Source organism: Sphaerisporangium corydalis (genome assembly GCF_025506355.1).
Classification (GTDB): Bacteria; Actinomycetota; Actinomycetes; order Streptosporangiales; family Streptosporangiaceae; genus Sphaerisporangium; species Sphaerisporangium corydalis.
Map to the genome: position 1 here is coordinate 1 of NZ_JANZYP010000029.1, position 13,393 is coordinate 13,393.

12 protein-coding genes are annotated in these 13,393 nt (G+C 70.6%); 4 read left to right on the forward strand and 8 right to left on the reverse strand.

From position 1 onward, the window contains the following. The first annotated feature begins 74 nt into the window (after positions 1-74). The gene (locus tag NYZ98_RS20385; protein WP_262844424.1) at positions 75-1,163 is read left to right on the forward strand and encodes an AraC family transcriptional regulator; all 1,089 of its coding nucleotides are present in this window, start codon (positions 75-77) and stop codon (positions 1,161-1,163) included. Between the two features lie 8 nt (positions 1,164-1,171). Here NYZ98_RS20385 and NYZ98_RS20390 read toward each other — a convergent pair whose 3' ends face one another. After that, entirely contained in the window at positions 1,172-2,023 is an 852-nt protein-coding gene (locus NYZ98_RS20390) for a L,D-transpeptidase (protein WP_262844425.1), read from the reverse strand. A 102-nt stretch (positions 2,024-2,125) separates the two neighbouring features. Further along, positions 2,126-2,929 carry an Ig-like domain-containing protein gene (locus NYZ98_RS20395; RefSeq protein ID WP_262844426.1) on the reverse strand — a complete coding sequence of 268 codons (804 nt, stop codon included), beginning with the start codon at positions 2,927-2,929 and terminating at the stop codon, positions 2,126-2,128. Between the two features lie 653 nt (positions 2,930-3,582). On the opposite strand from NYZ98_RS20395, the gene NYZ98_RS20400 reads away from it, so the two are divergent. Next, positions 3,583-4,557, forward strand: coding sequence for a zinc-binding dehydrogenase (locus tag NYZ98_RS20400; RefSeq protein ID WP_262844427.1), 975 nt, complete (start codon positions 3,583-3,585; stop codon positions 4,555-4,557). Here NYZ98_RS20400 and NYZ98_RS20405 read toward each other — a convergent pair. From NYZ98_RS20405 to NYZ98_RS20430, 6 genes are all read right to left on the reverse strand, one after another. Then, a complete protein-coding gene (locus NYZ98_RS20405) occupies positions 4,535-4,681 on the reverse strand; it encodes a hypothetical protein (protein ID WP_262844428.1) in 147 nt (48 codons plus the stop codon). The genes NYZ98_RS20400 and NYZ98_RS20405 overlap by 23 nt on opposite strands. After that, positions 4,681-5,436 (reverse strand): PadR family transcriptional regulator, encoded by a 756-nt coding sequence (locus NYZ98_RS20410; RefSeq protein WP_262844429.1) that lies wholly within the window; start codon positions 5,434-5,436, stop codon positions 4,681-4,683. The genes NYZ98_RS20405 and NYZ98_RS20410 overlap by 1 nt, the downstream gene beginning before the upstream one ends. Then, a complete protein-coding gene (locus NYZ98_RS20415; RefSeq protein ID WP_262844430.1) occupies positions 5,433-6,227 on the reverse strand; it encodes a DUF4097 family beta strand repeat-containing protein in 795 nt (264 codons plus the stop codon). Before NYZ98_RS20415 ends, NYZ98_RS20410 begins: the two co-directional genes overlap by 4 nt. A gap of 161 nt (positions 6,228-6,388) precedes the next feature. After that, complete coding sequence (locus tag NYZ98_RS20420) at positions 6,389-6,568, reverse strand: DUF6104 family protein (RefSeq protein ID WP_262844431.1); 180 nt, start codon at positions 6,566-6,568, stop codon at positions 6,389-6,391. Between the two features lie 131 nt (positions 6,569-6,699). Then, positions 6,700-10,401 (reverse strand): multifunctional oxoglutarate decarboxylase/oxoglutarate dehydrogenase thiamine pyrophosphate-binding subunit/dihydrolipoyllysine-residue succinyltransferase subunit, encoded by a 3,702-nt coding sequence (locus NYZ98_RS20425; RefSeq protein WP_262844432.1) that lies wholly within the window; start codon positions 10,399-10,401, stop codon positions 6,700-6,702. Positions 10,402-10,634: 233 nt separating this feature from the next. Then, positions 10,635-11,321 carry a B3/B4 domain-containing protein gene (locus NYZ98_RS20430; protein ID WP_262844433.1) on the reverse strand — a complete coding sequence of 229 codons (687 nt, stop codon included), beginning with the start codon at positions 11,319-11,321 and terminating at the stop codon, positions 10,635-10,637. 97 nt (positions 11,322-11,418) lie between these two features. Here NYZ98_RS20430 and NYZ98_RS20435 point away from each other — a divergent pair, with 97 nt between their 5' ends. Next, entirely contained in the window at positions 11,419-11,997 is a 579-nt protein-coding gene (locus NYZ98_RS20435; protein WP_262844434.1) for a winged helix-turn-helix domain-containing protein, read from the forward strand. Then, the gene (locus tag NYZ98_RS20440) at positions 11,994-13,379 is read left to right on the forward strand and encodes an MFS transporter (RefSeq protein ID WP_262844435.1); all 1,386 of its coding nucleotides are present in this window, start codon (positions 11,994-11,996) and stop codon (positions 13,377-13,379) included. Before NYZ98_RS20435 ends, NYZ98_RS20440 begins: the two co-directional genes overlap by 4 nt. The last annotated feature ends 14 nt before the right edge of the window (positions 13,380-13,393 follow it).

The following is a 13,393-nucleotide window of genomic DNA, read 5'->3' on the forward strand; positions in this document are numbered from 1 at the left end:
GGGCTCGGCCGGTGGTCGGGCCCCTTTGTCGCGTGTGGGGGTGGGGTGAGCAGGGGCGGGGGGAGAATGGGGGGGTGGGAGGGGACTGGTCGCGGTACTGGCGTTCGCCCGATCGGCCGCTGGAGGCGATGCACGCGCACTTCGAACGGCACGTCTACCACCGGCACAGTCACGAGACGTACTCCTTCGGGTTCACCGAGGAGGGGGCGCAGAGTTTCACCTGCCGGGGGGCGGCGCATACGAGCGCGGCCGGCATGGTGATGGTCTTCAACCCTGACGATCCGCATGACGGGCACGCGACCGACGAACTTGGCTTCACCTACCGCATGGTGCACATCGGGCCCGAGCTGGTGGCGGACGTCCTGGAGGAGGCGGCCGGGCGCCGGGTCGGGCTGCCGCTCTTCACCGAGCCGGTGATCCACGAACCGGGGCTGGCCCACGCGCTGCGGGCGGTCCACGAAGCCCTCCTCGGCGCGGCGACGCCGCTGCGCAGGGACGAACTGCTCGACACCGTGGTCGTGTCCATGGCGAGACGGGCGAGCGTACGGCTGCCGGAACTCACGTCGTTCGCCGCGACGGCGGCCCCCACGCCGGCAGGCGGTGACGCCCTTCCGCGGCGCCCGCGCGATCAGGCGTTCGGTGGTACGGACGCGGGCGTGGGGTTGTCGCGGGGGCGCTCGCGTGATCAGGTGTCGGGTGGTATGGACGCGGGCGTCGGGCTGTCGCGGGGGCGGTCGCGCGATCAGGTGCTCGGTCGTACGGACGCGGGCGGGGGGCTGTCGCGGGGGCGCTCGCGTGATCAGGTGTTGGGTGGTACGGACGCGGGCGTGGGGCGGCGGGTGGGGGTGGGGGTGGCGCGGGTTGTGCGGGAGTTGCTGCATGACGGGGATGATCTGGAGGTGTCCGCAGGGGACCTCGCCGCCGCCACCGGGCGCAGCCGGTTCGCGGTGTACCGCTCGTTCCGGTCGGAGTACGGCATGGCGCCCAGCGACTACCAGCGGCAGCTACGGTTGCGTGCCGCCCGGCGGCTTCTCGTCCAGGGGCGTTCGCTCGCGGAGATCGCCGCCCTGACCGGGTTCACCGACCAGAGCCATCTCACCCGCTGGTTCACCCGCTACTTCGGTGTGACCCCGGGCGCCTACCGCCGGGCCGTCGCCCGCTAGGTGACGGTCTAGCGGGTGATGATGATCAGGGTGCCCAGGGGGATGTGGGAGATGGCGTCCAGGGCCGGTTTGGGGAGGCGGACGCAGCCATGGGAGACGGCGTGGCCGAAGGCGGACGTGTCGGGCCAGCCGTGCAGGCCGACGGTGCCGGGGCCGCCGTCGAAGGTCTGCAGTTTCTCCGAGTGCATGCCCAGCGGGAGGATCACCGGGCTGTAGGTGACCTCGGGCGGTGAGAGGGAGGCGAGCAGGAACGTCCGGCCGACCGGTGTGGGGGTGTCCTTGGTGCCGATCGCGACGGGCCACGAGCCGGTCTGCTGCCCGTCCTTGAGCAGGTTCAGCCGCCGCGCCGTCAGGTCGATGCGCACCTGGTAGGGGCTGTGGCTCTCCTTGGTCTTGCCGGCGCCGGTGTAGATCCAGCCGGTGGAGCCGTTCGGCCGGCTCGGCAGGAGCACGCGCGCCCATTCCGGGCGGGACTCGATCACCGGCAGCCAGGTGGGGTTGTCGAGCTGGGTGGTGGGGAGCATCGCGATCGCCGGGCCGCCGGGTTCGGCGTACACCACCCTGGACGTCTGCGGGTGCAGTAGGAGCCCGTCGTTCGGGGCGAAGGGCTGCGGGTCCGGCTCCGCCCTGGCGATCTTCGTCCAGGTGGTGGAGAGCGGGAGGGCGGCGATCTGCTTGGAGGTCAGTTTGACCGGGGCGACGGGTTTGGCCGGCGGTGCCGGTGGCGCCGGCGGCCGGGCGAGTTCGCGGTCGACCTTCTTGTTGGTGAGGACCACGAGCAGCACGAGGCCCGTGAGTGCCGCGGCCACCACCGCGATGAGCGCGATGGTGGTGCGGAGGGACCGTTGGCGGAGGTACATGGGACTCTCCCGGTGGTACTGGCTCCTGTAGGTCGGGGGGTTCGGGGCCTGAGGGCCCGCCCGAGCGGATCGGGCGGGCCCTCGAAGACGCCGAGCCGTCTATCAACCGGTCACGGCGAAGTGGTGGACCGGCGGTGCCGGCTTGTGCCAGTGATGGCGGGGCTTCGCCGGGACCCAGCGGTTGTGCCTGGAGTCCCAGTACTCGCGGCCGCCGCCGCCGGTGTCGTAGTGACCTTCGATGTGGCGGCGGATGCCCCTGTCGATGAGCGTGGTGTAGTCCCTGTCGTGCCGCTGCCAGTGCCTGTGGCAGCGACGGCGGAGATCACGCCACGCCTTGCTGTGGGTGGTGTCGCTGGTTCCGGCCTCGTCGTCCTCCTCGTTCTCCCTGAAGTGGCGGCAGCGGCGCTCGAGGTTGTCGTCGCTGCTGGTGGTCGCCTCGTCGTCGTCATCGTCATCGTCGTCGTCGCTGACCTCCTTCTTCGCTTCGTCGACCTTCTGGATCAGCACCTGGGAGGTGCTGGGGTCGAAGGTGACGTTGCCCTGGTAGAAGGCGGTGAGGTTGTGCGTTCCCTCCGTCATGCTGGACATGGAGAAGGTCGACTGGGCGACCCCTTCGAGCTGCGACGTTCCGACATTCACCGAGCCGTCCCGCCAGATCACGGTGCCCGTGGGCACGATGGCGGAGCCGGTCGCGGTCACCGTGGCGGTGAACGAGACCGATTGTCCCTTCTTGGAGGGATTCTGGGACGAGGTCAGTGTCGTGGTGGTCGCGATGGCCCGTCGTACGTGGACGATGAACCCAGTCTTCACGGGCGCGGCGGGAAGCAGGGATGCTGCCTTCGTGCCGAGGTCATGCGGCGCCTGGATCGCGCTCGCGCTGCCTGGTGTCGCGACGAGTGCGCCCATCGCGAGAGCGCCCGTGAGAGCTGCGGTCAGCCATGAACGACCGACATTACGTTGTAGAGACCGAGGGTGACCGACGTCTATCATAAAGCGGTCCTTTTCTTTTTGCAGTTCAAAGTAAAGGAGCACCTCGATGCTGGCGCGCCTGCATGTCCGACCCTACTCATGGACGACCTCGATACTGTTGTCCGACATGCGAGAGATTCGCGCTACCAGGGAGTTAATTGCAAAAAATATAAGGTGACTACTCGGCCTTTTATCATGAAAAGTCGGGCAGTGTCCTTGCAGGTGAACTGGCCGGAAGCCCTGCCGACACGGGAAATCGGGGACACGCGAAAAATCGGCCGAAGGGCTTCAGCGATTCAGCGTGTCGGCTCGGTTTTTATTTGGTGTCGGCGTGTCGTCGGAGCATTGTGGGTTGGTTTGTCCGAGATTGCCGACAAACTCCGATAATCGCCGCAGGCGTGAGCGATCAGGCGGTCCCGTGGGACCGGGGAATGGTGTGCGGGAATTCGCGGCGGGTCGCATGAGTTCGCGTTCGATCCGGCCACGAGAGCGGCGCCCGATCACGGCCGCGAGGAGGGCGGGCCGGTGGGCCGTGGCGGGGCGCGGGGACGCGGTGGGGCCGTGCGGGGGTGCGGGGATAGGGTTCCGCCATGTTCGCCGTAACGTGCACGCGCACCGACTCCGACAACCCCCTCGCCGGGCTCACGCTCGGCGAGCGCCCCGAGCCGAAGGTCCCCGACGGGTGGACCACGGTGACCGTGAAGGCCGCCGCCCTCAACCACCACGACCTGTGGACGCTCAAAGGGGTCGGCATCCGCCAGGACCGGCTGCCCATCGTCCTCGGCTGCGACGCGGCCGGCGTGGACGAGGAGGGCAACGAGGTCATCGTCCACTCGGTGATCGGCACCCCCGTCAACGGGGACGAGACACTGGACCCCCGGCGCTCCCTGCTCTCCGAGAAGTACGACGGCACGTTCGCCGACAAGGTGGCGGTGCCCCGGGGGAACCTGGTGCCCAAGCCGGGCGCGCTGTCGTTCGAGGAGGCCGCGTGCCTGCCCACGGCGTGGCTGACCGCCTACCGGATGCTGTTCGACAAGGCGGGCCTGGAGCCGGGGTCGACCGTGCTCGTCCAGGGGGCCGGCGGCGGCGTGGCGACCGCGCTCATCGCGCTCGGCCGCGCGGGCGGCTACCGCGTCTGGGCGACGAGCCGTTCGGAGGACAAGCGCGCGCGGGCGCTGGACGTCGGCGCCGACCAGGTGTTCCCGCCGGGGGCGCGGCTGCCTGAGCGGGTGGACGCCGTGATGGAGACCGTGGGCGAGGCCACCTGGGACCACTCCCTGAAGTCGCTGCGTCCCGGCGGCCGCATCGTCGTCTCGGGCGCGACCAGCGGCGCGGTCCCGCCGGCCGACCTCAACCGGGTCTTCTTCCTCCAGCTGTCCGTGGTCGGCACCACGATGGGCACCCGTGACCAGCTCGGGCGGCTCGCGACGTTCCTGGAGCAGACCGGGGTACGTCCGATCGTGGACCGGACCGTGCCGTTGACGCGGGCCGACGAGGGGTTCGCGGCCCTGCACCAGGGCGACGTCTTCGGGAAGATCGTCTTCACTGGTTCCGCTGGGGGGTGAACGCCGCCCCGGGCCGCTCCGCGTCGGGCGGCTCGGGGTCGAGGGGGCCCGGATCCAGGAGGTCCAGGCCCGGTGCGGGTGCGGCGAGCCGGAGCAGCGCCGGCCGGAAGGCGTAAAGGATCATCATCGGAGCGCGGACCGGATCCGGGTCATGGCCTCGTACAGGGCGTCCTGCGCGGTCGCCAGGGCCTCCTCGGTCACCGAGGACGCCGCGGCGGCGCCGCGCACCTCCTCGACGAACTCGGCCAGCATCTGCCCCAGCTCGGCGTCATGGTCACGCGAACCCCGGCCCTCCCAGGTGTCGCCCCAGACGCCGCGCATCCAGTCCTGCTTCCAGCGCTGGGTCTCCGCCCGCCACACCCGCTTCTGACGCTGGAACTCCCGCTTCTGCTCCTGCCAGGCGCTCTTCTGCTCACGCCACGCCTGGCGGTAGTCGTCCTTGGCGGACCGCAGGTCGTCCTTGGCCGTGCGCTGCTCCTCGCGGGTGCCCTGGCGCACGTCCCTGGCCAACTGCGTGAGCTCGTCACGGAGGGACCGCACGGTGTCGCGCACGTCCTCCTTGACCTCGCGGGCGATGTCCCGCACCGACTGGGAGATCTCCAGCTCCAGCTCGGCGAGCTCGTCCATGCGCGCCTCCAGCTCGGCGCGGCCCTCGTCGGTGATCGTGAACACCTTCTTGCCCTCCACGACCTGGTGGGTGACCAGGCCCTCTTCTTCGAGGCGGGCCAGCCGGGGGTAGATCGTGCCGGGCGAGGGGGAGTACACGCCGAGGAAGCGGTCCTGCAGGAGACGGATCACCTCATAGCCGTGCCGCGGGCTCTCTTCGAGCAGCTTGAGCAGGTACAACCGCAGCCGTCCATGGGCGAAAACCGGGCTCACTGATCTCTCCTCAGAAGCGTCACATCGGCGGACACCGTGGTGGCCGACAGGGAGGCCATCCCCCCGCCGAGCCGGCCGGACACCGATTTGGCCCCCGGACGGCTGTTGTTGTCAAGGCCGGGGAACGAGGTGTGCAGGCGGCCTGACGTCGAACGGAGGTGCACTTCGGTGTCGACCACGTGCGGCAGCCGTACGACGATGGCGCCGGACACGCTGTGCAGGGTGACGTGACCGGTCGGCGGCAGCTCCAGGTCGGCGGTGATGCGGCCGGACACGGTGTTGGCGCGCAGGCGGTGCGGGGTGCCGCCGGCGACGGTCAGCTCGCCCGCCATGCTGGTGAAGGTCAGGTCTCCGGCCATGCCCCGGCTCTCGACCGCGCCGGACACGGTCTCGGCCTCGATCTCGCCGCTGACCCCGTCGAGCACGATCTCGCCGGACACGCTCTTGACGTTGGTGCGGCCCTCGAAGCCGGCCACCACCGCCGATGCGGAGATCACGCCGGCCTGGACCCGGCAGTCCTTGGGGACGGTCAGGGTCAGCACGGTGTCACGCCGGCCTGGCCGGAGCCAGCCGAGGATGCCGTCCCAGGTCAGGTCCTTGTACGCGACCGTCAGCCGGCCTCGCTCGTCATGTTCCACCAGGAGGGGCGGCGTCCCGATGTCGCTCACCTCGAGGCTCGGCGGCCCGTCGCTGGCCAGCACGGCGAGGCGGCCCGCGACGATGCGGACGCTCAGCTCGGTCACCGAGCCGAACGTCAGTTGCTCGGGCTTCTCGATGGTCCATTTGGGCATGGTCCCCGCCCTTCGACGGCTCTGCTTAGTTATCTACCATAAGACACGATATATCGCGTCGAGCAGAAGTCAAGATGTATCGCGTTGTCGTTCCGGCCGGTCCGCGATGCGGTTCGTGCGGCTACCGGGTCCGAGCGCGCGGGAACGAGGGGACCGAAAGGTCAGTCGTCCTCGTCGTCGTCGAGGCGGGCCAGCCAGGTCGCCAGGCGCTCCACGGGCGTCTCGAACTGGGGGTTCAGGTCGACGAACTCGCGCAGGCGCTCGGCCAGCCAGGTGATGCCGACCTCCTCCTCGCCGCGCCGCTCGACGAGCTCCTCGATGCCCTTGTCGGTGAAATACATCACATCTCCATGACCACATAACCGGACATATGGCGAAGTCCTCCACGGAAACCGACCGTGGAGGACTTCCTACGCGAACCAGCCGGTCCGAACGAATGCTCGGACCGGCCGGTTCGTGCTGGTCTGTACCGTCAGCCGAGGCTCTCGGTGACGATGCGCTCCAGCTCCGCGTCGTGGGCGGCGTGCGAGCCGACCGCCGGCGAGGAGTTCGCCGGACGCGACACCCGGCGCAGCCCCCGGTTCCCGATCACGCCTGGGTCCTCGGTGAGCTTCAGGGCGAGATAGGGCCACGGGCCCATGTTGATCGGCTCGTCCTGCGCCCACACCAGCTCGGTGTCGAGGCTGTAGCGGGAGAGCTCCGCGCGCAGCTCCTCGCCGGGGAACGGATAGATCCGCTCCAGCCGAACGACGGCCACGTCGGTGCGCTCCTGCTTGTCACGGGCGGCCGCCAGGTCGTAGTAGACCCTGCCGGAGCAGAGCACCACGCGCCGGACGTTCGACGGCTCCACCGTGGAGTCGCCGATCACCGGCTGGAACGCGCCGGAGGTGAAGTCGACGGTCGCCGAAGCGGCCGCCTTGTGCCGGAGCAGGGACTTCGGCGTGAAGACGATCAGCGGCTTGCGGCGGTTCGACAGCACCTGCCAGCGCAGCAGGTGGAAGTAGTTCGCCGGGGTCGTCGGCTGGGCCACCGTCATGTTGTCGAGCGCGCACATCTGCAGGAAGCGCTCGATGCGGGCGGAGGAGTGGTCGGGACCCTGGCCCTCGTAGCCGTGCGGTAGCAGCAGCACCACCGAGGAACGCTGGCCCCACTTCTGCTCGCCCGACGAGATGAACTCGTCGATGATCGACTGGGCGCCGTTGGCGAAGTCGCCGAACTGCGCCTCCCACGCGACCAGCGCGTCCGGCCGCACCACGCTGTAGCCGTACTCGAAGCCCATGGCCGCGAACTCCGACAGCAGGGAGTCGTAGACGTAGAACTTCGTGGTGCCCTCGTTGAAGGACTTCAGCGGGGTGTGGTCCTCGCCGGTGACCCGGTCGACCAGCACGGCGTGCCGCTGGCCGAAGGTGCCCCGGCGGGAGTCCTGCCCGACGAGCCGGACGGGGTGCCCGTCGATCAGCAGGGAGCCGAAGGCCAGGGTCTCGCCCATGGCCCAGTCGATGGCGTCCTCGGTGACCATCTGGCCACGGCGTTGCAGCACCGGGGACAGGCGGGGGTGGACCGTGAAGCCCTCGGGCAGGGTGAGCTGGGTCTCGACGACCCGCTTGACCGTCTCCTCGGAGATCGCCGAAGCGGTGTCGTCGTGGGACCAGGGCACCACCTCGTCGGGGACGGGCTTGACGACCGCACCCGGCTCCAGCGGCTTCTTGCCGGCCTCGCGGGTCTCGGTGAAGGCCCGCTCAAGCTGCTCCTGGTAGTCGCGGAGCGCCTGCTCGGCCTCGCCGACCGTGATGTCGCCCCGCCCGATCAGCGCCTCGGTGTACAGCTTGCGGATCGACCGCTTGGCGTCGATCAGGTCGTACATCAGGGGCTGGGTGAAGCTCGGGTTGTCGGCCTCGTTGTGACCTCGGCGCCGGTAGCAGACCAGGTCGATGACGACGTCCTTGCGGAAGGTCTGGCGGTACTCGTAGGCGAGCTTGCCCACCCGCACGACCGCCTCGGGGTCGTCGCCGTTGACGTGGAAGATCGGCGCCTGGATCATGCGCGCGACGTCGGTGGCGTACACGCTCGACCGCGAGGAGGCGGGCGAGGTCGTGAAGCCGACCTGGTTGTTGACCACGACGTGCACCGTGCCGCCGGTGCGGTAGCCGCGAAGCTGCGAGAGGTGCAGCGTCTCGGCCACGACGCCCTGGCCGGCGAAGGCCGCGTCGCCGTGCACCATGATCGGCAGGACGGTGAAGCCCTCCTCGCCGCGCTCCAGCAGGTCCTGCTTGGCCCGGACCACGCCTTCGGTGACGGGGTCGACGGCCTCGAGGTGGGAGGGGTTGGCCACGACGGACGCCGCGATCTTCTGCCCGCCGGGGGCGGTGAAGTCGCCGGAGGCGCCGAGGTGGTACTTCACGTCGCCGGAGCCGTGGGCGCTGCGCGGGTCGAGGTTGCCCTCGAACTCCCCGAACACCTGGGCGTAGGACTTGCCGACGATGTTGGCGAGGACGTTCAGCCGGCCGCGGTGGGCCATGCCGATCACGACCTCGTCCAGCTCCTCCTCGGCGGCGGCGGCGATCACCGAGTCGAGCAGCGGGATGAGCGACTCGCCGCCCTCCAGCGAGAAGCGCTTCTGCCCGACGTACTTGGTCTGCAGGAACGTCTCGAAGGCTTCGGCGGTGTTGAGCCGGCGCAGGATGTGGAGCTGCTCCTCGCGGTTCGGCCGCGCGTGCGGCTTCTCGACCCGCGTCTGGATCCAGGCCCGCTCCTCGGGGTTCTGGATGTGCATGTACTCGATGCCGACCGTGCGGCAGTACGAGTCGCGCAGCACGCCGAGGATGTCGCGGAGCTTCATCAGGGGCTTGCCGCCGAAACCGCCGGTGGCGAACTCGCGCTCCAGGTCCCACAGCGTCAGGCCGTGCGACTTGATGTCCAGGTCGGGGTGCTTGCGCTGGTTGTACTCCAGCGGGTCGGTGTCGGCCATGAGGTGGCCGCGCACGCGGTAGGCGTGGACCAGCTCGATGACCCGGGCGGACTTGGCCACGTCGTCGTCGTGGCTGGCGGAGATGTCCTGGACCCAGCGGACCGGCTCGTAGGGGATCCGCAGCGCCTGGAAGATCTCGTCGTAGAAACCGCCCTCGCCCAGCAGGAGCTGGTGGATGCGCCGCAGGAAGTCGCCCGACTGGGCGCCCTGGATGATGCGGTGGTCGTAGGTGCTGGTCAGCGTCATGACCTTGCTCACCGCGAGCCGGTTGAGCGTCTCGGGGGAGGCGCCCTGGTACTCGGCGGGATACTCCATGGCGCCGACGCCGATGATCGTGCCCTGCCCCTGCATGAGGCGGGGGACGGAGTGCACGGTGCCGATCGTGCCGGGGTTGGTGAGGCTGATCGTGGTGCCGGCGAAGTCGTCGACGCCGAGCTTGCCTGCCCTGGCCTTGCGCACGATGTCCTCGTACGCGGTCCAGAACTGGCGGAAGTCCATCGACTCGGCGCCCTTGATCGACGGCACGAGGAGCTGGCGGGAGCCGTCGCTCTTCTGCACGTCGATCGCGAGGCCCAGGCCGACGTGCTCGGGCTTGATCAGGGTCGGCTTGCCGTCGACCTCGGCGTAGGAGTGGTTCATGTCCGGCATCGCGGCCAGCGCCTTGACTATGGCGTAGCCGATGAGGTGCGTGAACGACACCTTGCCGCCCCGCCCGCGGGACAGGTGGTTGTTGATGACGATGCGGTTGTCGATCAGCAGCTTCGCCGGGACCACGCGCACGCTGGTGGCGGTCGGGACCGCCAGGCTGAGGTCCATGTTCGCCGCGGTGCGCGCGGCCGCACCGCGCAGCCGCACCTCCTCGGCGCCCGGACGCGCGGCGGCGGGCTTGGCCTTCTCGGCCTGCGGGGCCGGCACCGGGGTCGTCGCCTTCGGCGCCGCCTTCGGAGCGGCGGTGACCGGCGCGGCCTGCGCGGGTGGCGCCGCTGGTGCGGTCCGCTGGGCGGCGTCGGCCGTCGCGCCGTTGGACCCCACCGGCGCCGGTGTGCGGCTCGTACCGGAATCGGGGTTGTAGTCAGCGAAGAAATTCCACCAGGCGCGGTCGACAGACTCCGGGTCCTGGAGGTACTTCTGGTACAGCTCGTCGACAAGCCACTCGTTCTGGCCAAAGTTGGTGAGTGGGTTTGTCCGCGACGACTCAGACGACACGGCGGAAATCGCCCTCTTCCGCAGATCGGCGTTGTTGATTAGAGAACCTGTCCAAGGCTACTCGCCCAAATCAGTGGCGTGTGCGCTCATGGCCAGGGTCACCGCCCGATCATCCCAGGACCGTTCAAACTGGTCACGCCCGGGTAGTCCGTCCGGGGGGTGAGGTCATGCTCACCCGCGGGACCGTTCCTCTTACCCCGAGGGACCGCCCCTCACTCCGGAAGGACCGTCCCTCACCCGGGATCGGCGGCCCGCTCGGGGGGACCGACGAGCCGCGACTCGATCCGCACGTCCGGGCTGATCTCCCGGAGCAGCCCGGCGAGCTCGTCCCCGGCCGTCGACAGCTCCTCCAGCGTCATCGGCGCGAGCCGTTCCAGCAGGAACAGGGCGTCCACGGTGTCCTCGGTGATCCGCGTGCGCACGCACTGGCGCCAGTTCCACCTGCGGCAGGTGATCCCCCGGTCGTCCCGCCAGACCACTTCGCCGATCTCCGGGTGGTCGACGGCGGGCTCGCCCTTCTCGATCACGTCGAACGGCTCGTCGCCGCTCGCGCGGACCAGCCTGGCCGTGCCCTCGTAGTGGCGCAGGTCCTCGCCGCCGATGGGCAGCACGTGGCGGATGCTGACGGAGTTGTACGCGTCCACCACCAGGTTGATGTCGGGGGGCGGCATCCTGCGGACCAGGGCGTCCACCGAGGGGCGGGTGCGCTGGGGCTTGGCGCCGAAGGCGCGGTAGGCGTCCTGCCAGGCGACGATCTTCTCGTCGCCCGGCTGGGGGGCCAGGTCCGCCGCCTCGGCCAGCCACCGCCGGGAGTGGTCGTCGGACGGCCCGTTGCGCAGGCCGTACGCGGCGATGACGAGCACTTTGAAGTCCGGCCGCAGGCCGGTGACCGCCTCGTCGACCCAGATGGCTTCGATCATGCCGGACACCTTAACGGGCCCGTGGCGGGGTTCCGGGGGCCCGCCAGTTCGCAAAGGACTCTTTGCAAAGAGAGCTTTGTGAAGTTATCTTCATCACATGAGCGAACCTTCCGGCATCTTTCACGTGAAAGACCCACAGGCCCTCAAGGCGGTCGCCCACCCGCTCCGGGTGCGGCTGCTCGGCGCCCTGCGCGTGGACGGCCCCGCGACGGCCACCGAGCTGGCCGCCAGGTTCGGGGAGAGCTCCGGCTCGACCAGCTACCACCTGCGCCAGCTCGCCCGGTACGGCTTCGTCGAGGAGGTCCCCGAGCGGCGGGACGCGCGCGAGCGCCGCTGGCGGCCGGTGCACAAGTACACCTCCTGGAGCGAGCTGGAGCTCAGCGGCTCCCCGGAGGGGCGCGAGGCGGCCGGGTTCCTGCGCGACCGGCAGATCGAGGTGCTGGTCCAGGACCGCGAGCGGTTCGAGCGCGAGCGGGAGTCCTGGGGGCCGGCCTGGTCCGACGCGGCGGGCATGTCCGACGACGCGGCCCGGCTCACCCCGGCGTCCGTCTCGTTGCTGTACGAGCGCTTCAGGGCCATGATCCGCGAGCTGGAGGCGGCGGACGCGGGCGGCGCGGACGTCGAGCGGGTCTCCCTGCACCTCGCGGCCTTCCCCGCCCGGGGGTACGCCCGGTGACCTCCCCTCGCGCCGACGACACCTCCCGCGCCCACACGCCCCACGCCGACGACCCTCCCCGCGACGCCGGCGTCCCCCGCACGGACGGCACCCCGCCCGCCGGGGCCGCCTCCCACGCCGAGCCCCCCGCCGGCGGGCACACGCTGTCCCCGCGGTCGGCGATGCGGCGGTACGGGCTGGTCGGCTTCCTCACCTGGTTCCCGCCGGGCCTGATGATGGCCTCGATGGTCCTGCTGATGACCTCGCGCGGCCTGGACCTCGGTGAGGTGGGCGCCGCGACGGCCGTCTTCTCGGTGGTCGTCGTGGTCCTGGAGCTGCCGACCGGCGGCCTGGCCGACGTGGTCGGGCGGCGCGCCGTCCTCGCCGCGTCGGCCCTGTTCAGCGTCGTGGCGCTGAGCCTGATGGCGGTCGCCACCTCCTTCTGGGCCTTCGTCCTCGTGTCGGTGCTGAAAGGGGTGGCCAGGGCCCTGTCCAGCGGCCCGGCCCAGGCCTGGTACGTCGACACGCTGCACGCCGCGCGCGGACGCGACGCCGACCTCAAGCCCGGCCTGGCCAGGGGGAACGCCATGGAGTCCTCGGCGCTGGCCCTGGGCACGCTCGGCGGGGGCCTCATGCCGCTGTTCGTGCCCGGCGGCCTGGTCGCGCCGATGGTCGCCGCCGCGGTGGCGGCCGCCGCGCTCTTCGTCGTGGTGCTGGTCGCGATGCCCGAGCCGCCGCGCCCGCGCACGTCCCTCGGGCCGGTCCTGCGGGGCGTCCCGGTGACGGTCGGCTCCGGGATCCGGCTGGCCGTCGCCGACCCGGGGCTGCGCCGCCTGCTGTTCGTGGCGTCCGCGCTCGGCGCCGGGCTCATGGCGATCGAGCTGCTCACGCCCGGCAGGCTCGCCGCCCTGACCGGCGGGGCCGAGTCGGGCAGCTCGGTGTACGCGCTGGTCGCCTCGGCCGGGTTCGCCGCCAGCGCCCTCGGGTCCTGGGCGGCGCCCTGGGTGGCGCGGCGGCTGCGCCGCCCTGGGGTGGCGGCGATCGCGGGCATGGTGGGCGGCGCCGTGGCGCTCGCCACGCTGGCGGCCTCGGTCACGCTGTCCGGAATACCCGGCATCGTCGCGGCGGGCGCCGCCTATGTGGGGATGTTCGCCAGCGTCGGCGTCGCCGAACTGATGCGGGTGGAGATGATGCACCGCCGGGTCGGCGCCTCGCGCCGCGCCACGCTCATGTCGGTTGACTCGCTCCAGCTCCAGTTCGGCGGGGTGCTCGGGTCGCTGGGCCTCGGTTTCCTGGCCGCGCGGTCCGGGACGGCGTCGAGCTGGTGGGTCGCCGCCGTGATCGTCCTGCTGGCCGCCCTGCTGTACGTGCGCCTGCCGGCCGTCCGCCCCGACCCCGAGTAGAACAACATTCGGTG

What these genes read in the sequence shown, in the direction of transcription:
- NYZ98_RS20395 (WP_262844426.1), bottom strand. Translation starts at nt 2,929, where the DNA reads ATGGGCGCACTCGTCGCGACACCAGGCAGCGCGAGCGCGATCCAGGCG.
- NYZ98_RS20390 (WP_262844425.1), bottom strand. Translation starts at nt 2,023, where the DNA reads ATGTACCTCCGCCAACGGTCCCTCCGCACCACCATCGCGCTCATCGCG.
- NYZ98_RS20430 (WP_262844433.1), bottom strand. Translation starts at nt 11,321, where the DNA reads ATGATCGAAGCCATCTGGGTCGACGAGGCGGTCACCGGCCTGCGGCCG.
- NYZ98_RS20400 (WP_262844427.1), top strand. Translation starts at nt 3,583, where the DNA reads ATGTTCGCCGTAACGTGCACGCGCACCGACTCCGACAACCCCCTCGCC.
- NYZ98_RS20435 (WP_262844434.1), top strand. Translation starts at nt 11,419, where the DNA reads ATGAGCGAACCTTCCGGCATCTTTCACGTGAAAGACCCACAGGCCCTC.
- NYZ98_RS20420 (WP_262844431.1), bottom strand. Translation starts at nt 6,568, where the DNA reads ATGTATTTCACCGACAAGGGCATCGAGGAGCTCGTCGAGCGGCGCGGC.
- NYZ98_RS20415 (WP_262844430.1), bottom strand. Translation starts at nt 6,227, where the DNA reads ATGCCCAAATGGACCATCGAGAAGCCCGAGCAACTGACGTTCGGCTCG.
- NYZ98_RS20405 (WP_262844428.1), bottom strand. Translation starts at nt 4,681, where the DNA reads ATGATCCTTTACGCCTTCCGGCCGGCGCTGCTCCGGCTCGCCGCACCC.